The sequence below is a fragment of the Niabella agricola genome, assembly GCF_021538615.1.
Taxonomy (GTDB): domain Bacteria; phylum Bacteroidota; class Bacteroidia; order Chitinophagales; family Chitinophagaceae; genus Niabella; species Niabella agricola.
In genome coordinates this window covers 3,210,291-3,228,666 of record NZ_JAJHIZ010000003.1, presented here as the reverse complement: position 1 = coordinate 3,228,666, position 18,376 = coordinate 3,210,291, and the positions used below count along the sequence as shown (strand labels likewise).

General features: G+C 46.7%; 17 protein-coding genes. 6 read left to right on the top strand and 11 right to left on the bottom strand.

Translation table 11 applies throughout. From position 1 onward, the window contains the following. Positions 1-52: 52 nt before the first annotated feature. Together LL912_RS18830 and radA are read right to left on the bottom strand one after the other, a co-directional pair. On the bottom strand, positions 53-571 hold the full coding sequence (locus LL912_RS18830; protein WP_235555150.1) for a hypothetical protein: 519 nt from the start codon (positions 569-571) through the stop codon (positions 53-55). A gap of 123 nt (positions 572-694) precedes the next feature. After that, positions 695-2,080, bottom strand: coding sequence for a DNA repair protein RadA (gene radA / locus LL912_RS18825; protein ID WP_235555149.1), 1,386 nt, complete (start codon positions 2,078-2,080; stop codon positions 695-697). A gap of 473 nt (positions 2,081-2,553) precedes the next feature. Between radA and LL912_RS18820 the strand changes: the two genes are divergently transcribed. Beyond that, a complete protein-coding gene (locus LL912_RS18820) occupies positions 2,554-3,240 on the top strand; it encodes a zinc metallopeptidase (RefSeq protein ID WP_235555148.1) in 687 nt (228 codons plus the stop codon). 95 nt (positions 3,241-3,335) lie between these two features. Here the strand turns inward: LL912_RS18820 and LL912_RS18815 are convergent, their stop codons facing one another. Next, complete coding sequence (locus tag LL912_RS18815) at positions 3,336-4,157, bottom strand: SMP-30/gluconolactonase/LRE family protein (protein ID WP_235555147.1); 822 nt, start codon at positions 4,155-4,157, stop codon at positions 3,336-3,338. A gap of 294 nt (positions 4,158-4,451) precedes the next feature. Here LL912_RS18815 and LL912_RS18810 point away from each other — a divergent pair, with 294 nt between their 5' ends. The 3 genes from LL912_RS18810 (at position 4,452) to LL912_RS18800 (ending at position 7,376) form a co-directional block, all read left to right on the top strand. Then, positions 4,452-5,318, top strand: coding sequence for an AraC family transcriptional regulator (locus LL912_RS18810; RefSeq protein ID WP_235555146.1), 867 nt, complete (start codon positions 4,452-4,454; stop codon positions 5,316-5,318). A 294-nt stretch (positions 5,319-5,612) separates the two neighbouring features. Then, positions 5,613-6,848, top strand: coding sequence for a PQQ-dependent sugar dehydrogenase (locus tag LL912_RS18805; protein ID WP_235555145.1), 1,236 nt, complete (start codon positions 5,613-5,615; stop codon positions 6,846-6,848). 87 nt (positions 6,849-6,935) lie between these two features. Further along, the gene (locus LL912_RS18800) at positions 6,936-7,376 is read left to right on the top strand and encodes a c-type cytochrome (protein WP_235555144.1); all 441 of its coding nucleotides are present in this window, start codon (positions 6,936-6,938) and stop codon (positions 7,374-7,376) included. A gap of 141 nt (positions 7,377-7,517) precedes the next feature. Here the strand turns inward: LL912_RS18800 and LL912_RS18795 are convergent, their stop codons facing one another. Continuing rightward, entirely contained in the window at positions 7,518-8,927 is a 1,410-nt protein-coding gene (locus LL912_RS18795; protein ID WP_235555143.1) for a BatD family protein, read from the bottom strand. An 89-nt stretch (positions 8,928-9,016) separates the two neighbouring features. Next, positions 9,017-9,715 (bottom strand): SDR family NAD(P)-dependent oxidoreductase, encoded by a 699-nt coding sequence (locus tag LL912_RS18790; RefSeq protein WP_235555142.1) that lies wholly within the window; start codon positions 9,713-9,715, stop codon positions 9,017-9,019. Positions 9,716-9,869: 154 nt separating this feature from the next. Between LL912_RS18790 and LL912_RS18785 the strand changes: the two genes are divergently transcribed. Together LL912_RS18785 and LL912_RS18780 are read left to right on the top strand one after the other, a co-directional pair. Beyond that, positions 9,870-10,895 carry a beta-ketoacyl synthase chain length factor gene (locus LL912_RS18785; protein ID WP_235555141.1) on the top strand — a complete coding sequence of 342 codons (1,026 nt, stop codon included), beginning with the start codon at positions 9,870-9,872 and terminating at the stop codon, positions 10,893-10,895. Positions 10,896-10,934: 39 nt separating this feature from the next. Continuing rightward, positions 10,935-11,507, top strand: coding sequence for a hypothetical protein (locus tag LL912_RS18780; RefSeq protein ID WP_235555140.1), 573 nt, complete (start codon positions 10,935-10,937; stop codon positions 11,505-11,507). A 40-nt stretch (positions 11,508-11,547) separates the two neighbouring features. On the opposite strand, the gene LL912_RS18775 is transcribed toward LL912_RS18780, so the two are convergent. From LL912_RS18775 to LL912_RS18750, 6 genes are all read right to left on the bottom strand, one after another. Beyond that, positions 11,548-12,900, bottom strand: coding sequence for a flavin monoamine oxidase family protein (locus LL912_RS18775; RefSeq protein ID WP_235555139.1), 1,353 nt, complete (start codon positions 12,898-12,900; stop codon positions 11,548-11,550). Between the two features lie 69 nt (positions 12,901-12,969). After that, positions 12,970-14,070: a metallophosphoesterase family protein gene (locus LL912_RS18770; protein WP_235555138.1), complete on the bottom strand. Its 1,101-nt coding sequence runs from the start codon at positions 14,068-14,070 to the stop codon at positions 12,970-12,972. A 60-nt stretch (positions 14,071-14,130) separates the two neighbouring features. Beyond that, positions 14,131-14,349 (bottom strand): hypothetical protein, encoded by a 219-nt coding sequence (locus LL912_RS18765; protein ID WP_235556535.1) that lies wholly within the window; start codon positions 14,347-14,349, stop codon positions 14,131-14,133. A gap of 214 nt (positions 14,350-14,563) precedes the next feature. After that, complete coding sequence (locus tag LL912_RS18760; RefSeq protein ID WP_235555137.1) at positions 14,564-15,349, bottom strand: carboxylesterase family protein; 786 nt, start codon at positions 15,347-15,349, stop codon at positions 14,564-14,566. Between the two features lie 44 nt (positions 15,350-15,393). Further along, positions 15,394-16,929, bottom strand: coding sequence for a glycerophosphodiester phosphodiesterase family protein (locus tag LL912_RS18755; protein ID WP_235555136.1), 1,536 nt, complete (start codon positions 16,927-16,929; stop codon positions 15,394-15,396). Between the two features lie 124 nt (positions 16,930-17,053). Beyond that, positions 17,054-18,319 carry a serine hydrolase domain-containing protein gene (locus tag LL912_RS18750; RefSeq protein ID WP_235555135.1) on the bottom strand — a complete coding sequence of 422 codons (1,266 nt, stop codon included), beginning with the start codon at positions 18,317-18,319 and terminating at the stop codon, positions 17,054-17,056. Positions 18,320-18,376: the final 57 nt, after the last annotated feature.

Here is an 18,376-nt window from a genome sequence, read left to right as displayed (position 1 = left end):
AAGCAGAAATTTTTGAATTTCAAAAATTTCTGCTTTAAATACCGGGAATAACTTATTGTGCTGTAGCCGTATAAACAATATTTGTTGTATACGTAGTTTTTGTAGCGGTCAACAGTGTAGCGTTCTGCGGAATCTTGTACTGTACGTCAAATCCCTGATCCAGCGTAGGCGTACCCGAAATCAGCGTTTGATCCGTTTGCGTAGGGGTAATGTCGGCCGGGAAACTGGCTGCACCGGTAGTACGTGCAGCGAGCCTTAAGATACTCAAGGGCAATGTGGCGCCGCCACCGGCAGTAAAATCAGCGGTGCCATGCACTTTTATATCATAAGCCTTGGTACTGGTAACCCGAAACTGATCCGTAATCGCTACTGTTTTTTCACTGTTGTAATCGGTTGTTGTCTGGTAAACAAAGTTTACCACGTTTGCCCCGGCGGGGGCTACCGGCGACACTCCGGTTACATCCTGTAAATCTACGTTAACCGCAACGGTGCGTAATTGTGCCTGAGCAGTGCTGATCATGCAAACGGCAAAAGCGGACAGCACGATCTTGTTTTTGGTTGTTTTGTGCATTCTTAAAAAGTTTTAAGAGGAAAAAGTCAATTAAAAAGCAGAATAGTTTTCTATCTCAATTGCAAAATTGAAAGAAATATGTTCCAATAAAAAATTTACCGCATCACATGATGATGTGAACACTTAAAAGAGGTACTGGTACACTTCTTCTACCCTGCTCATACGGATCACTTCGATATTGAAACGGCTTGTATTCTTAAGGGATTGGTTGTATTTTGATACGATAATCTTTTCAAAACCCAGCTTCTCGGCCTCTGCAATGCGCTGATCAATTTTATTTACTGCCCGGATCTCTCCGCTCAATCCCACTTCTCCCGCAAAGCAAATGGTTTGGGCCAGGGGAACATCTTCATAGGAAGACAATAAGGAACAAAGTACGGCCAGGTCGATGGAAGGATCTTCCACTTTGATACCTCCGGCAATATTGAGAAATACATCTTTAACCCCGAAATGAAACCCGCCCCGTTTTTCCAGCACCGCCAGTAATAGCTGCAGGCGCCGGAGATCGAAACCGGTAGCCGTACGTTGCGGTGTTCCATAAACCGATTGCGTTACCAGCGACTGGATCTCGATCAGCAGCGGACGCACGCCTTCAATGGTAGCTGCAATCGCAATGCCGCTCAGCTGGTCTTCTTTCTGGGTAATTAAAATCTCAGACGGATTCAACACTCCCCGCATACCCGTATCGGTCATTTCATAAATGCCCAGCTCCGAAGTGCTGCCAAACCGGTTTTTTAAGGTACGAAGGATCCGGTATGCATAATGCCGGTCGCCTTCAAACTGCAATACAACATCTACCATATGTTCCAGCACCTTCGGTCCTGCAATACTTCCCTCCTTGGTAATATGACCGATCAGGAATACGGGTGTGTGGGTTTCCTTTGCATACCGCTGGAACTCGGAAGTGCATTCCTTGATCTGCGAGATGCTTCCCGGTGAAGCATCAATAACCGGCGACTGCAATGTTTGAACCGAATCTACAATAACGATCTGCGGTTTTAATTTTTTGATCTCCTGGAAAATAGTTTGGGTAGACGTTTCGGTAAGCAGGTAAAACTGATCGTTGATCTTTTCACCTCCTGCGGCGGTTAACCGGTCTGCACGCATCTTTATCTGCTGTTCACTTTCCTCCCCGCTTATATATAAAACTTTTGTATTTGTAAATTGCAGTCCGCACTGTAAAAACAAGGTGCTTTTTCCAATGCCGGGCTCTCCCGCAACCAGGATAATGCTTCCATTTACAATACCTCCGCCCAAAACCCGGTTCAATTCCACATCGCGGGTAATGATGCGCCTCTCTTCCTGACTGATGACATCATGAATCGAGATCGTTTTATTGCTGCGTTTTACCTCCCCGGTATATTGATTCCAGTCTGTTTTATCGGATCCTTTATCAATAATTTCTTCAACAAACGTATTCCATTGCCCGCAGGACGGACATTGTCCCAACCACTTAACACTTTCATATCCGCATTGCTGACAGAAGAATGATTTCTTAACCTTAGCCATATGGTAAAGATAACAGAATTGAAAGTTGGGTGCTGAGATTTCGTTTGGTAAGCTACCTGCAGATTTGGAATGAGAATTGCACGTGGAAAGTGAAACATATTTGCAGAATGCTGCCTTGTTTTTTATAACATCCATTAAACCGGTTCCCGCTTTCAGGCGGTTACTGCAAAAAAGTAAAAAGGCCAATCTTTCGACTGACCTTAATACTTACTAACCCATTAAATTCTGATACTAAGGTACAATTCTGGCTTAGAAATAAAAAATCAAATTCAGGGGGACAAGGGTTAAGAAATTAAGAACTGATGAAATTTCAGGTCCAGAAAAATAACTAATATTTTGATTATTAATAATTTATTAATAAAACCATTCTTAAAATATCCCTAAAAAAACTTATCTACATGACAAAAAGTCGGTCCAATCCCTTAAATTGCTATTGGAGAGAGATTTGCGGGATATAAAAAAAACGCAAGAATATGACACCTGGAATTATGATGGTATCGCTGTTATTTATGGGTATCAGCATGATCGTATCAATGATTTTAAAAAGCAAATTCAGCCGGTACAGCAAAGTACCGCTGGCCGCCGGACTGAGTGGTAAAGACGTAGCAGAAAAAATGCTACGGGAAAACGGCATTTATGATGTTCGGGTAACTTCCGTGCAGGGTTTCCTGAGCGACCATTATGACCCGACTAAAAAAACGGTAAATCTGAGCCCCGAAGTTTACGAAGGCCAAACAGTGGCTGCAGCTGCTGTAGCTGCACACGAGTGCGGTCATGCCGTGCAGCACGCCCATCAATATGCCCCGCTCCAGATGCGCAGCAGACTTGTGCCGGCAGTACAATTCAGCTCTATGATCGTAAACTGGGTACTTTTAGCCGGTATTGTCATGGCCGCATCCGGAAGCTATACCCTGCTTCTGGCAGGAATCATATTGATGGGGATCACTGTCGTGTTTTCCCTGATTACCCTGCCTGTTGAATTTGATGCCAGCAAGCGGGCTCTGACCTGGTTAAATCATACCAATGTTGCCAACAATACAGAATACCCCATGGCAAAAGATGCTTTAAAATGGGCCGCTACCACCTATGTAGTGGCAGCCCTGGCCGCTGTGGTAACACTGTTGCAATATATTTCCATATTCATGAACAGGAGAGATTAAACGGTTATCCGGCTGATTAATAACAGGAGCGGGTAAAACTGCCCTCCTACAAAATATAACGCTGAACCGCTTCAGCGTTTTTTTATGGGCGGGAGTTATCGCAGCCGGTAGGCCACCAGTTTTTTTGCATTAAATGTGGGCATGTAAATGATCCGTTTAACCGGGTCGTAGCCCATATCGGCGGTGTTCATTTTTTCAAGGTGTGTGTCTAGCAATACCTCCACCTGCCCGGACGCTGTTACATAAAACAGGTACCCGCTCCAGGCGCTTACAAGCAGATCTCCGTTCCCAACCGGTTCAATGCCGTCGATACCCTGGGGGAGCTCTGCAATAGTACTAATCTGTTTTTGACGGTTTGCCTTCTTCAGCTTTTTTCCTTCTGCAAAGAAGAGGTCATCTCCGATAGCTTTTAAACCGTTTGCCCCCTTCACGCTATCCAGGTACACCGAGGGCCGTTCTTTTTCCAGTTTCCAGATCCGGGCCTTCCGGGAATCCGAAACATAAACAACGCCCCGGCGGTCTGTTGTAATATCGTTTAATCCGGCAGCGCCTTCCAGGGATATCTTTTTTTCAATGCGCGCCGTAACAATATCAATTACAGCCACGACATCAATATCTGCAACAAAAAGCTTATTGCCCACTCTTCCCAGGCCTTTGGGCGCATTGAGCCCTTCCACCCAGTTGCCCCTGAAATGCCGGCCGCTGAGATTCAGTTTCCCGATGCCTCCAATAGCGTCTTTATCCCACCCGCCGCCATTGATCAGTGAAATATAAAGCGTATTTGCCTGAACATCGGGCAGTACTGATTCCGGGACAGGGATAATGGTATCGGTTTCCCATAATTTTTCAATGCTGTGCATTTGTGCATTTGAAATACCGGAAATAGCCAAACAAAGCAACAGGATACTTTTTTTCATAATGCGGAGCTTATACGTTCGAATGGCCTGTAAAGAAACAGCAACATTATTACCAGCCATTCCTCTTTTTTGGCAATAAATGCAGCTATTTTAACTTTTACTATATTGAGGGTTTTCTTGAATAAATTTATAAAAAGTACTGAATATTTGGTAAAATGCTAAAGGCCGCCCGCCCAGCACCCTTTTCAATGAAAAACTTCGATAACGATTGCGTAGATTTTTCGTGCAAAATTTTATAAACTTCTAATTTTATTCCTGCTTGTAATAACAATTGTTTGACAAATCCATTTGGCTATGAGACCTCAGTTGCTTAAAGTTTCCAATGAACCGCAACGTTCATTCAGCGTTCGCAGAGACCTCGTTCCGCATGTAAACAACCGATGGCATATGCACGCTGAGCTGGAGCTGATCCATATTAAAAGCGGAGAAGGCACGCAATTTATCGGAGACAGCATTACCCCTTTCCAAAGCGGAGATGTGGTACTGGTGGGCCCTAATCTTCCTCATTACTGGAAATTCGATGATCTGTTTTTTGAAGAAACGTCCCGCCGCACTACCGACGTCCGGGTGGCACATTTCAACGAAAATTTTCTTGGCGGCCAGTTTCTGCAATTACCGGAAAACAGCGGCATCCGTAGTTTACTGGAGAAATCACGCAGGGGTTTGCAGGTGCAGGGAAACGCGCGTGGTGAGGTTGCCGCCATTTTAGAAAAACTGCTCAACGTAGAAGGAAGTCAGCGGATCATATTGATGCTGGAAGCCCTGGCTGTTGTTGCTGAAGAAAAGGAATGCTTCCAGTTATCGTCCATCGGGTTTAAACCGGATGGTGTTACTACCGACAATGAGCGGATACAAGCCATTTTTGATTATACCATTAAGAATTTCAAACGCAAAATCAAGCTTGAAGAAATTGCAGATGTTGCCAATATCAGCCCTAACTCTTTCTGCCGTTTTTTTAAGTCCCGCACCCGGAAAACCTATTCACAGTTCCTGATTGAACTAAGAGTAGGTCATGCCTGCAAATTGCTTATTGAAACCAATCAATGCCTGAAAAGGCTCTGCTTTGAAAGCGGCTTTAACAATTTTACCAGCTTCCATAAGTATTTTAAAATCATTACGGGAAAAAGCCCCATGGTGTATCAAAAAGAATTTACGGCCTAAGCAGCCTTATTCCGATGAGACTGCATCGGGGATGCCCGGAAACCTGACATGTCCCTTCGTATTACAGGACAGCGATACACTGCACCCATGATTTCCGGAACCGGCTGCGCTTAAAAGCCAAAATCATTTAATGATTGGCTAATGAACCCCGGTGTTTTTAAAGAAGTATTTTGTCACTTGCATCGGGTTGCCGCAGGCAGATGCTGCTGATACCCCGGACGCTTAATCATTCACGCCATGATACATCGGAATATTTGTAAATTGTTTTTTCCGTTAATGCTGCTCGGTTGCAGCATGGCTTTCAGTTCATTTGTTCCGCTTTGCAAAGAAAAGCCGGGACATGGGCCCAATACGTTACCCGCTCCGCTGAAACTTCCGCAGGGCTTTACCGTACACACAATCATCGATAGTACAGCAAAAGCGAGAGATATTGTGGTAACACCGCAGGGTACCATATATATAAAACTATCCCGCCCTAAAAACGGTAAAGGCATCCTTGTGTTACAGGAAGGGGCCAACGGAAAGGCTCAGGTTACCGGGGGATTTGGCGCCTACAGCGGAACCGGCCTTTATTTAAAGAATGGTTTTTTATATGCTTCATCCAATGAAGCCGTTTTCCGGTATAAGCTCAACGACAAAAATGAAGTCATAAATCCTGACCAGCCGGAAACCATTGTCACGGGCTTAAAAATGGGCCGCCAGCACGAAACGAAATCGATTGTACTGGATAACGATGGTAATCTCTATGTCAATATCGGTTTCCCGATGAATTCCTGCCAGGAAAAAGACCGGCAGCCCGGGTCGATGGGTATCCCCGGTTGTCCGCTGCTGGATTCTGCCGGCGGTATCTGGCAGTTCAGGGCTGATAAACCAAACCAATCGTACCCCGAAGGAACCCGGTATGCCACCGGTCTTAGAAATGTGGTGGGTCTCGACTGGAATACGCAAAACAATACTCTTTTTGTGATGCAGCATGGGCGGGATCAGCTACATGATCTCTTCCCGGATTTGTACACACAGCAGCAATCGGCCGACTTGCCCTCCGAATGCATGTATATGATCAGGAAAGGCGATAATGCCGGTTTCCCGTTCATTTATTACGACCCTTTTCAGAAAAAAAAGATCCTTGCCCCGGAATATGGCGGTGATGGCAAAAAAGAGGGCAACGCCGGTTACATTGATCCTGTCGTAGCCTTTCCCGCACACCTGGCTCCCAACGGGCTCCTGTTCTATACCGGTACCCAATTCCCGGAAAAATACCGGAACGGCGCTTTTGTTGCCTTCCATGGCTCCTGGAACCGGACGCCGGAAAAACAGGAAGGCTTTATGGTTGCATTTGTTCCTTTTAAAGATGGCCGGCCCTCGGGCAACTGGGAAGTTTTTGCGGATGGTTTTGCCGGCGTTGCGGAAGTACACACCCCCCGGCAGGCCCAACACCGCCCCTGCGGACTGGCCCAGGGCCCGGATGGATCATTGTATGTAACAGACGATGTAAAGGGCACCATTTACAAAATTGAATACAAAAAATAACCCAATCAAACGGACCAGCCGGCTTCCGCAGGGTCCGCCACAAGCGTTTATCAACCTTCTTTATACTATTAAGCCACAATGAAAAAAATGATCGTCGCAGTGTTGTTGTTCGGCTGCATTTCACCGGTATGCTCGCAAACAGCAAAGAAAACCGCCCCGGTGAAAAGGGCGGCGCCGGCCACCGGTCTTCCTGCCATGCTGAGGAGCGGGAAGCTGGTATACCAAAAGTTCTGCCTCTCCTGTCACCAGGTAGACGGAGGTGGTGTACCTAATTTAAATCCACCTATAGCAGGAACCAGCCAGGTAACCGGCAAAAAAGCAGCCCTCATAAAGATTCTTCTGAACGGCATGCAGGAGCGGGTTGAAATTGACGGAGAATTGTATTCAAACAACATGCCCCCGTTCAAAACGCTGACCGACCAACAGGTGGCAGATGTGCTGACCTATATCCGGAAAAGTTTTGGAAACAATGCCAGTACCGTTACTAAAACGGATGTAGCGCAGGTGCGTGCAGGAAAAGTAAAATAAGCCCTTATATAAGGTGTTTATGATGCGGTGCCAGACGCATGCTGACGTATAAAAGAATGAAATGGTCCTTGTTATTGAAGAATCTGTTAACTGCAAGCTGAACGACACAAGATCGGAAGCATTATAAAACAAACACCGGGGTCAGAGCTTTTTTAATACTGCTCTTGTTTTTTCCAGCATCCGCACACGGTCGCCATCCATACCTCCGGCAGAATAAATATTCATTTCTATTTCTGTTAGGGTGTTGAATACCTCGTTCTGAAGCGTTTCCGGTACATTCCGGAGCATCATATGCTCTTTTAAGCTGGTTTTATTGAATAAAGCAGCCGATACCTGGTAACGCTGCTCCAAATATTGCACCATACCTTGCTTTAACAGGCTGTAAAACGAACTGCCCGCTTTAGCCACCGCGTTTTCTGCGGGCTGCAGCAGTGCATCGACTCCCACCGGGGCAAGTGGTGCGGGACCGTTTTTTTCGGGCTGTGCTGCTACCGGTTGCTGCGGCATAACGGGCATCCTTCTCCGTTTTCTTTTTGACCGTCGGACCAGGAACAGCACGAACAGCAATAAGGCAACAACGCCCAGGCCAAGAAGCAGAGCACCAAAATTATCATTGCGTTCAGCAGTATTATTAACCGGCCCCTGGTCCTTCCGTATAGATCCCGGCTCCCTGGAATAAAAAGTAATGGCGGGGTTATTGATCGTATTATAGCGATTTTGCCTGGCGTCAAAATAAGAAAACCGGATGGGTGGAAGGGTATAAGCGCCTGCTTTCCCCATAGTGAAAGGAATTGTAAAGCGCTTTACCCCCGGGGCTGTACGGCTGTTCCGGTTATATTGTTCCTCTACATTCGCCGGATACACCACCATCTCTTTGGGCCATTCAAGGGAGGGTTGTGTTACCTGGCTGAAATCGCCCGTTCCCGAAATAGTGATCTGCAGGGTGCCCCGCTCACCTGGCGTAAAATTGATCTTTGAAGGTCTGACATGCATCTTAAAGTCGCCAACCGCTCCGTTATATACTGCAGAAGGCGCATTGGCCGGAGCCTGGCCCACAGTAACGGTAATAGGCACCGAAGCGATCGTCATTCGGTATTCCCCGTTTTTTAATGGTATATTGTCATCAATACCGTCCAGTATGGAACTCCGGTTCCCGGAACCATCCACCAGTCGGATCCTGTTAGAGATCACCATAGGATCCAGTTCCAGCGTTCCCGCTTCCATGGGTGTTAACTGTACTTTGCGAATGGTATGTACGTCAAAGGTTTCCCCATTTACGGTTTCCCGGCTTACCACACCATCGCCGGAGCTTATAAGATCCCGGAACTCAAAACCATGAAAAGCCGGATCTTTTATTACTTCCGAAACCGATTCCAGTGAAGAATAGAGCTTATACGTTACAATGATCGGCTCGCCGATATAACAATTGGTTTTATTGGCGTATACATTCAAATAAATACTGCTTCTCAGTCTTGCCTCCAAAACATTCCGCTGGGCCATCATCGTAAATGAGGTCATCAGCAGGAATATCAATAATCCAAACCGTTTCATGCGCGCTTTTTAAGGTACGGCCCGCCAGGGCAGGCCTTTTTTATAGTCACCATGGGAAATTTATACGCAGGCACCGTCAATCGTTCCCGTTATAAATCGCCCAATTGCGGTCTTAAGATAATACTTTCTACGCAAGCGGCATCAGAAAGCCGGGTGCTTGTTTCAATCAGCGTGGCAATATCGGCCGCCTCCATGATTCGTTTTTTACTATTATCAAATCCGCCCCAGGAAGCCGTCATTACAGCTCCTGGAAATAACGCGGTCACTTTTATTCCATGCGGTTTTAATTCTTCCCGCAGATTCTGACTAAAACCATTCAGCGCAAATTTACTGATGCTGTAAGCGCCTCCGCCGGGATAGGCCTGTAATCCTGCCACCGAGCAGATATTAAATATAAACCCTTTCTTTTGCGCCTTCATGGCAGGCAATACCGCCCGGGTAAGATGGTATGCGCTGTAAAGGTTGGTGGCCATCTGGCTTTCCAATACGCCGTCTGCTTCATCACTGATATTACCCGGTTCAAAAAAACCGGCATTATTGACCAATACATCCGGAGTACCCTGCTCCAGGGCCCAGGCGGCCAGCACCTGCACCTGCTCCTTTACAGAAAGATCAAAGGCCCTTGCCCTAAAATTGGCGTCCGGATATCTGGTTTGTAACGATTCCAGTGCCTGGTAAAGCCGCACTTCATTTCTGGAAGTGATCAGCACCTTGTTTCCATTTTTTGAAAACACTTCAGCAATAGCAAACCCGATCCCCTGCGAGGCGCCGGTAATTAAAATGTTCATACGCCGTTTATTTAACCCTGCGAAGTACGTATAATTTTTTTTATGGTTTCGTTAAAGAAAGCATCCGCTTTAGCCGTCAGCCTTAAGCTGCTGAATGCTAAAAGCTGATGGCTGATCACTAATTTACCTATCTTAGCCCCAAAAAGAAAGATCTGTGTACATTCATCAGCAGTTTTGTATTTCACCACAGCATACCATTGGACCGGTACATTTGGAGGACCTGATCCCGGCTGCCGACGGAAAGCTTACCGCACTGGAACCAGTACTGGAGGGCGTTCCTCCCGGCATGTTACGACGGATGAGCAAGGCGGTGCGCATGGGCATCGGGGCCGGTCTGCCGCTGTTAAAAGAAACCGTACCCGATGGCATTATTATCGGAACCGCAAATGGCGGCATGGAAGATTGCATTAAGTTTCTGAATCAGATCATCGATTATGAGGAGGGCATGCTCACCCCTGGCAATTTTGTGCAGAGCACTCCCAATGCCATTGCGGGTCAACTAAGCCTGATCACGAAAAACCGGCATTACAATGCAACGCATGTGCACCTGGGACTGGCTTTTGAAAACGCCCTGCTGGATGCAAAGATGTTTCTTAACGGGCGCCCGGAGCAGGTATACCTCACAGGCGCTGTGGATGAGATCTCTACCTATAATTATAATATCGACCGGCTGGCCGGCTGGTACGACCCGAAGCTAAACAGTGCGGACCTGTTTCAAACGGAGCATGCCGCCACGATTGCCGGTGAAGGGGCCGCCCTGTTTTTATTAAGCGGGAAACGGGAGGGCGCCCTGGCCAGGATCGATGCTGTGGAGACCTTGCATACAGAAGACCCGCAGTATGTGGAAAAACGGCTGGAGCAACTGCTGGCCACCTACCCGGTTACAGGAAACACCTTGTTGCTATCCGGTGACAACGGCGATAACCGCTACCGCTTTTTTTATAGTAACCTCGAAACCCTGGTTCCGTTTACTACGGTACTCCGGTTTAAACATTTATGCGGTGAATATCCCACTGCCAGCTCTTTTGCTACCTGGCTGGCAACCTACCTCCTGCAACAACAGCGGGTGCCCGAAGTGCTTTTAAAGAAAGGCTCGCTGCCTACAGCCATCGACCGCATCATCATTTATAACCAGTATCACGGGAAACAACACAGTTTTCTGATCCTGTCGAACCACTAAAGCCGGAATTTATTTTTTAACCTTCAAATAGCTATGTTTATGAGAATTTCTTTTTTACTGCTTTTGTTGAGTGTTACCTTTTCAGGATATGCTCAAAAAATTAAAAAAACGAAAGGAGACCTGGCTCCGCTGAAAGACCAGACCAGTATTCATATTGAATTCAGTTATGAAGGCCTGAGCGTTGGCAAGTTTAAAAGCGAAGCCGACTATGTTGCCAAAAAAACAGAGGAGTATAATAAAAAAGAGGCCGGGAAAGGCGATAAATGGGCCGAATCCTGGCAAAGTGATAAGTCCCGTGCCTATGAGCCGCAATTTCTGGAGCAGTTCCTTGAAAAATCAAAATTGAAAAATGAAAAGGATGCCAAATACACGCTTGTTTTCCATACTACTTTTATTGAACCAGGGTTTAATGTTGGTGCATGGAGGAAGAATGCATATATAGATGCTACGGTAACCATTGTGGAAACAGCCAATCGCGGTAATGTGATTGCAGAACTTACTGTTGACAATGCTCCCGGCCGGGACGCGATGGGGGTTGATTTTGATACCAGTTGGCGGATTTCGGAGGCGTATGCCAAAGCCGGAAAATCGCTGTCTAAGTACATCTGGTAATAACAGATCTTCCAATAACGGTCCTCTTCCCTGAGGACCGTTATCCGATTACCTCAGCTGCGGCTGCTTCGCCCGTATTCATTGCACCTTCCATAAAGCCCTGCCAATCGGCCAGGTGCTCGCCCGCGAAATGAGTAAGCAAAAATTTCTTTTTCAGTTCAGGCATTACCTTAAACCACTGACCAATGCCGTAAAGTGCATAGGCGCCATATGAATAGGCATCATTGCCCCAATAATAATTGACCTGTCCCTTGAGTAGGGAACGCAGGTTGCCAAAATGCGGCTCCAGGCAGCGGAATACATCATCTGCTAAAAATGCATTAGACTGGTTGGCATTGGAGGCTGCTTTATCTCCGATGCTATAGGCGATCAAAACACCTTCGGTAGATTGCTGGTTCTTGGTGGCATGATAAAAATAATGTGGTGACTGGTCCGACACCAGGTCAAAGGCCTCTTCTTTCCAGAACCGCTCCGAAAAATGCAGGGCATGTTTATTGATCCGGGCATATTGCAGCGCATTGAATGCGGCAGTAAGCGGCTCCGGCAATACCGGATCCCAATGGATCTGCTGCACAGAAAAGGTGGGAATAGCACAGATCAACTGGTCACCGGTAAAGCGCTTCCCGTTAGTGCAGGTCACTTCCACCCGGTTTTTTTGAACGATACGGGAAACATGATGACTGCAGTAAATATTTTCAGCACCAATCTGTTCCCGCATTTTATGAACCAGCAGGGCGTTACCGCCCTTTATCTTCAGATCCATTTCGTTCTTCTCGCTGCTTTCCGCATATTCTGCCAAAGCCGCAAAAGCAGAAACATGCCGGATGCTTTCCCCAAAATCAGTACTGTCCAGCAATTCCCGGATTTCAAGATCACGGCCGCTGCAGCCATTGTTTACCAGGAACCGCCACCAGTCGTACTGATCAAGCCTCTGTTTATCTGTTTCCTTAAGATGCGGGTAGGCGTCGAGGATCTTTTTAAATTTTGCATTCCACGCCTCACTATAATTCCAGGAACCGGGAGCATGGTATTGCCCCTGGTAAATAAGATGCGTATTCATCTGGTTATTCTCCAGCGGTAGGCCAAATTCCGCGCACAGTTCCCGCACGCGCACGTGCGAGTTGCCCACCCATTCCCCACCCAGTTCTATCACCAGGTTTTCATTGATCGGATGGGAAAACACACGTCCGCCGATCCGGCTCCGGCTTTCGATCACCGTTACAGTAACACCTTTCCGCTTTAACTGCAACGCGGCCGCCAGCCCCGCAAAACCGGCCCCGATCACAATGACTTCCGGCTTCTTCAAGGGGTAACGACTAAAGGGGATATGTGCAGAAAGGATCAGCCCCCCGGCAGAAAGGGCGCTCTGACGAATAAAACGGCGACGGTCCATAGTATTGGTTTTGGGGCCTGAAGATAAGATAGCCGGGCAAGCCGGTGTATACCTGAATCCAGCGATCTATCACCGCTGTATCTGCTCCATCACCGCAGCAAGCGGCATTTCTTCCAATACGGTCCGGCCAGGGCTTTGCCCCTTGCTCTGCCATTTTACAAGACGGATTGATCCTTCCGCTATTTCTATGCCGGTAATATCGCCATCTGAAAAGCAGCAGCAGCCCGTATTGAAATAGGTGGGCAGCATTTTCTTATAATCAAAGACCAGGTTATTAAACCGTTCCTGATAAAGATTGGTTTCCTCCTGTATTCTTTGAATCGTTTTTGCATCATTGTGTTCCCTGGCGATATCCATTTGACGATACAACCGCTCTATATGTGTAAGCGATTCAAAAACGGGTTGATGTGTATGACCGGTGATCAACAGGATCTGGTCCTGTTCTGCCGACCATTCGTACATGATCTCATTGTGCACTGTTTTTTTATATGCATTGTTGGAGGGCTCATTGGTATTGATTTGCAGATAAGACTGCAGTGGCCCCCAGATCCGGGAAATAAAAAACTTGGTAAACCAGTTCCCATCGCTGTTGGCATCACCCTGGTGGCCATGGGTGCAAAAGATGCGCAATTCCCGCTCATTGATATCGGTACGCAGGATCACTCCTTCCCAGGCCTTTATTTTTTTTCCGTACAGGGCTTCCAGTTCAAGTCCTGCCAGCGGGTCGTTGCCCCAGTACAGGTCATGGTTACCAATCACCTTTACAAAAGCATCCCGCTGCACAAATGCCTTCTCTGCTATAAATTCGTCTGCATTGTATTTTTTAACCTTCGACAGCGTGTTCTCCCAAAGCTCCTCGCAGTCGCCCAGGTTTATAAAACGGAACTGCTGCTCATTGTAATATGCTAACGCCGCCCGGTAGGCCGGAGCCGCAATTGCAAAGTCGTCGGCTCCGTTGCGGGCTCCTTTATGCTGATCGGAGAAAATAATCAGCCGGTCTGTTTTGCTGTCAAAACTGATCACCGGCCCCAGCTTACCCGGGTTGTTTAGAATATGATTAAAAAGCCTGGTAAGCGCATCATAGATGCGGGCTTTATCCGGACTGGAATCAAATTTTCTGGCAGCCCATAGAACGGGTTTTAATAAAAGAAACCGAAGAACCCGGCGCATGGTTTTGAAATTACGGGAGTGATGGGATCTGAAGGTTTTTCAAAACCCAGATCCGGAATGTTACATACCCGGGTAAACGGGCCCGTAACGGAGTTTTTTTGCCCGGCGATGTCCTTTCCCGGGGTAGATAATATCATGTGCAGTTTCATAGCCTTCATTGGCTGTATCCAGCAATCGTTTCATCGCATTTCTTCTACGTGCTTCACATACCGCACCCGTAACTGCAGATGCAGCAATTCCTAAAATCACAAATCCTATTAAACGATACGTATTCTTCATCACTAAAAACTATTTATTCATAACCGTAAGATATGAAATAAATGGCAAAAGTTGCTTGCTTTTTATCATTTTTAAACGAATGAGCGTTAGCAACTGATTCCCATTTACCGATATGCAAAAATATCCGCCAACGGCACAACCGGTTACTAACCGATTGCTAATTCATAATAAATTAACAGCAACGGCGGTTAATTGTTGGACGTTTTGCTAAAAATTATCTTTTCGTTTTATGTGCAAAAAGCCATGGCAATAATCCGGGTTCCGCAAAGGTGGCATCCCAGCTGTTATGACCCGCTTCCGGATAAAAAGTCGCCCGTACATCTACTCCTTTTGCCTTCATGGCCTCCACCATTTTACGGGAGTACGCCGGTGCCACCACTACATCTTTATCTCCATGAAATACCCACCAGGCCGTATGTTTTAAACGGGGAGCAATAGCCGGATTGGCACCGCCGCAAATGGGGATAGCGGCGGCAAATGTATGCGGCATACGGTTCACGATCTCAAACGTGCCCATACCTCCCATGCTGAGCCCCATTACATATACCTGGTCCTGTTTGATGCGGTACTTCCGGCCGAGGTCTTCCATGAGGCCCATTGCCAATTTCATGCTGGGTGATGGCGGACCGTCTTCCGTAAAATAAAAACTCCGCTTCCCACCTGAGTCTGCAACAATCTGCACATTGCTCCAAAAATATTTTACCGCATTTTGCGGGAATACGACGATCGCCGGAAAATTTTTCCTGTTTTCCGCTTTCAGAAACAAAGCGGCTCCATGCAGCAACTGTGCTTCATTATCATTGCCGCTTTCGCCACGGCCATGCAGGAACAATACCAGCGGATATTTCTTTTGCGGATCATATTGCTCGGGAAGCAACAACCGGTAGGGTAATGTATCACCACTTTGTATGAACCGGAATTTTTGAAATAAGGAATAGTCCTGCGCATGGGTGATTACTGAAATCAAAACAGCGGCAACGATCAGCAATTTCTTTTTCATAATCTCATTTTTATAGTTAAGAACGTTTATAAAACAGGCGCTGCTCATTTCTGAAACACCCGCACATAGTCCACTTCCATAACGGCCTTGTCGAGCTGCGCATCCACCCCTTTTAGTCCGCCCCAATTTCCACCGATCGCTATGTTCAGCAACAGGTGAAACCTTTGATCAAAGGGCCATTCTTTAAATCCTTTTCCCGTGTTCCGAAAAGAAAAGAACAGCTGGTCGTCTACAAAAAAATCGATCCGGTTCCTGTTCCATTCCATAGCGTACAGATGAAAATTTGACCCTGCATCCTTTAAAAAGAGCCCTTTTGTTTTTTGTGTGCCGATTACATGATTAAACGATTTGGTATGTACACTGCTGAATACGGTATCCGGGTTATACCCCACATTTTCCATAATGTCAATTTCACCGCTTGCCGGCCAGCCGCCATATTTCCAATCAGTGGGTAGCATCCATATAGCAGGCCACACCCCTCTGCCCGCCGGTAATTTGGCGCTTACTTCCACCCTGCCGTACAACCAGTCGCCTTTTCCCTTTGTGATCAGCCGGGCAGAGGTATAGGTATTTTTATCGTGGTTTTGTTTGAGCGCCGTAATAAACAGCTTCCCGTTTTTAACCAACGCATTGTTGCTGTCCGCCTTCGTATAATACTGCAGCTCCTTATTGCCCCAGCCATGGCCTCCTACATCGTATCCCCATTTGTGTTCATCCGGTAACCCGTTCTGGTTAAACTCGTCGCTCCATGTCAGTTTCCATCCTTTGGATGCGGGTGTTTTTTTAAGTTGTTCCGCCAGCAGTTCCGGCTCATTGGTCGTAATAAAATCAAACCCGTTAGCCAGCAGCCAATCCATCTCCGCAACAGTGTTTACTGTCCAGGCGTTGAGCGCTATATTATTTTTCTTTGCCTGCGTGATCCAGTCCGGGTGTTTTTGAAATACTGAATAATGATAGTCCACCCCGTCCAGACCATCGGCCTTTATTTCCTCCGGCGATTTATCCCCGTTTAAATATTGTACATGTGCCTGCGGATCTAACTGCTTTACCTTTTTGCATACATCATAATCAAAACTGATATATACCGCCATTGGAGCTGCTCCCAGCCGGTGCACGAGGCTTACTACGCGCTCGGTCACCTGCAAAGCCCTGTCTTTACTGATACCGGAAGGTTTGATCTCAAATACCAGTCTTGTGGAACGGTTGTTTTTTAACCCGGCCAGGGTATATTCCTGTAGTGTGGGCAATTTTTCCCCATTCGATAACGGGGTTTTGATCAGTTCTGCATAGGTTGTTTTTTCAATCGTCAGCTTGTTATAATGCGGGTCATGATTAATCACCAGCGAGTCATCGGCCGTCATATGAATGTCGAACTCCGTACCTGTGCACTTTAACGCTATAGCGTGTTTTAATGATGCAATGGAGTTCTCCGGGAGTCCATTCTTTTTAAATGCCCCCCGGTGTGCTACGATGGGATTTTTCGAAAAACTGATCTTGTTTTTTGAGGGCTGCGTATTTGCCGGTACGCTTCCGCTTAACAATACGCCCAGTATTGCAACCGGAAATAAACGTTGTTTCATCTGTATACTTTTACTTGTTTTTGGCCAGATGGAATTCTGCGTAAGCGCGTATTCATTCCGTTGGGTATGACAATGAATACGTTCTTATGCTCCATTGTATGTTTTTAAAGAAATTGCTGTTATTTTATTTCAATGCCTGGTACACCAGGGCTTTAAATTTATCGCCTAATTCACCATGCGAGAACGGCCACTGTTGCACAAAAAGCAATGCTACGATCTCTTCCCGGGGATCACCCCAGTAAGAAGTACCAAAAAACCCGCCCCAGGCAAAGCTGCCGGCCGATTGACCCAGCTTTAGGAAGCCTTTATCTGTTGTAATTTCAAAGCCCAGTCCAAACTTATTGCTACCCAGGGCAAGATCGCCAATCTGGTTCTGGGTCATCATTTCAACCGAATGCCGGGATAGCAGCCGCTTTCCGTTGTATACGCCTTTGTTTAAGATCATTTGTAAAAAAGCTGCATAATCGGCAGTCGTAGACACAAGGCCTGCACCGCCGGAATAATAGCCATTATTATTTACCGGATAATTTACCGTGATGCCTCGAAAAGTAGTATCCGTCCAGGGAACCAACGCCTTCGTTCCTTTATCTTCGGTATACACGTTTACCAGCCGTGATTGTTTTGCCTCCGGTAAATGAAAATAGGTATCCTTCATATTCAGCGGTTCAAAGATGCGTTTATGAAAGAATGCATCCAGGCTCATACCGGAAGTAACTTCTACCAGCCGGCCCAGTACATCGGTATTTAAACCATACGTAAACCGCTCCCCCGGCTGATGCACCAGCGGCAGGGTTCCCAGCTTGTCGATCGCATCTGCCAAACGCTGGGGCTGTATCACAAAGCCTGCGGGAATGCCGGCCTTCGCATAAATCGCCTTCATGTTGGGAGATCCTATTTGTGCATAATCCAGCCCCGAAGTATGGGTGAGCAGATCGCGAATGGTAATATTTCTTTTTGCCGGCACCGTGGTATAAGAAGAATCCGCTGCATTAAACTGATCCAGCACTTTAGGATTTGCAAATGCCGGGATGTATTTGGAAATGGGGTCATCCAGCAGAAACTTACCTTCCTCAAAAAGCATCATTACCGCTACACTGGTAATGGCCTTCGTTTGCGAAGCGATCCGGAAAATGGCATCCGTCTTTAACGGCATTTGCGCATTGCTGATGCCAAATGCTTTGTTATACACGATGTTGCCCTTATATACAATGAGCGCCGAAGCCCCTTTGATCCAGTTTTTTTGTACATAATCCTGTATCACATGGTCGATGCGTTGCAGGCGTGCTTCTTCAAAGCCGCCAGGGACTTTGCCCGGAACCATAGGCTTTAACTGGGCCATAGCGGCAAACTGCAGGAGCATACCGATCAGTAACAAGCGAATCCGTTTCATCTGTAAAATTTGGGACCTAAACTACAAAAAAATACAGGGAAAACCCATCTGAAGCAG

Bases quoted from the DNA above. Each gene is read 5' to 3' on its own strand.
- LL912_RS18830 (WP_235555150.1), bottom strand. From the start codon at position 571: ATGCACAAAACAACCAAAAACAAGATCGTGCTGTCCGCTTTTGCCGTT.
- radA (WP_235555149.1), bottom strand. From the start codon at position 2,080: ATGGCTAAGGTTAAGAAATCATTCTTCTGTCAGCAATGCGGATATGAA.
- LL912_RS18820 (WP_235555148.1), top strand. From the start codon at position 2,554: ATGACACCTGGAATTATGATGGTATCGCTGTTATTTATGGGTATCAGC.
- LL912_RS18815 (WP_235555147.1), bottom strand. From the start codon at position 4,157: ATGAAAAAAAGTATCCTGTTGCTTTGTTTGGCTATTTCCGGTATTTCA.
- LL912_RS18810 (WP_235555146.1), top strand. From the start codon at position 4,452: ATGAGACCTCAGTTGCTTAAAGTTTCCAATGAACCGCAACGTTCATTC.
- LL912_RS18805 (WP_235555145.1), top strand. From the start codon at position 5,613: ATGGCTTTCAGTTCATTTGTTCCGCTTTGCAAAGAAAAGCCGGGACAT.
- LL912_RS18800 (WP_235555144.1), top strand. From the start codon at position 6,936: ATGATCGTCGCAGTGTTGTTGTTCGGCTGCATTTCACCGGTATGCTCG.
- LL912_RS18795 (WP_235555143.1), bottom strand. From the start codon at position 8,927: ATGAAACGGTTTGGATTATTGATATTCCTGCTGATGACCTCATTTACG.
- LL912_RS18790 (WP_235555142.1), bottom strand. From the start codon at position 9,715: ATGAACATTTTAATTACCGGCGCCTCGCAGGGGATCGGGTTTGCTATT.
- LL912_RS18780 (WP_235555140.1), top strand. From the start codon at position 10,935: ATGAGAATTTCTTTTTTACTGCTTTTGTTGAGTGTTACCTTTTCAGGA.
- LL912_RS18775 (WP_235555139.1), bottom strand. From the start codon at position 12,900: ATGGACCGTCGCCGTTTTATTCGTCAGAGCGCCCTTTCTGCCGGGGGG.
- LL912_RS18770 (WP_235555138.1), bottom strand. From the start codon at position 14,070: ATGCGCCGGGTTCTTCGGTTTCTTTTATTAAAACCCGTTCTATGGGCT.
- LL912_RS18765 (WP_235556535.1), bottom strand. From the start codon at position 14,349: ATGAAGAATACGTATCGTTTAATAGGATTTGTGATTTTAGGAATTGCT.
- LL912_RS18760 (WP_235555137.1), bottom strand. From the start codon at position 15,349: ATGAAAAAGAAATTGCTGATCGTTGCCGCTGTTTTGATTTCAGTAATC.
- LL912_RS18755 (WP_235555136.1), bottom strand. From the start codon at position 16,929: ATGAAACAACGTTTATTTCCGGTTGCAATACTGGGCGTATTGTTAAGC.
- LL912_RS18750 (WP_235555135.1), bottom strand. From the start codon at position 18,319: ATGAAACGGATTCGCTTGTTACTGATCGGTATGCTCCTGCAGTTTGCC.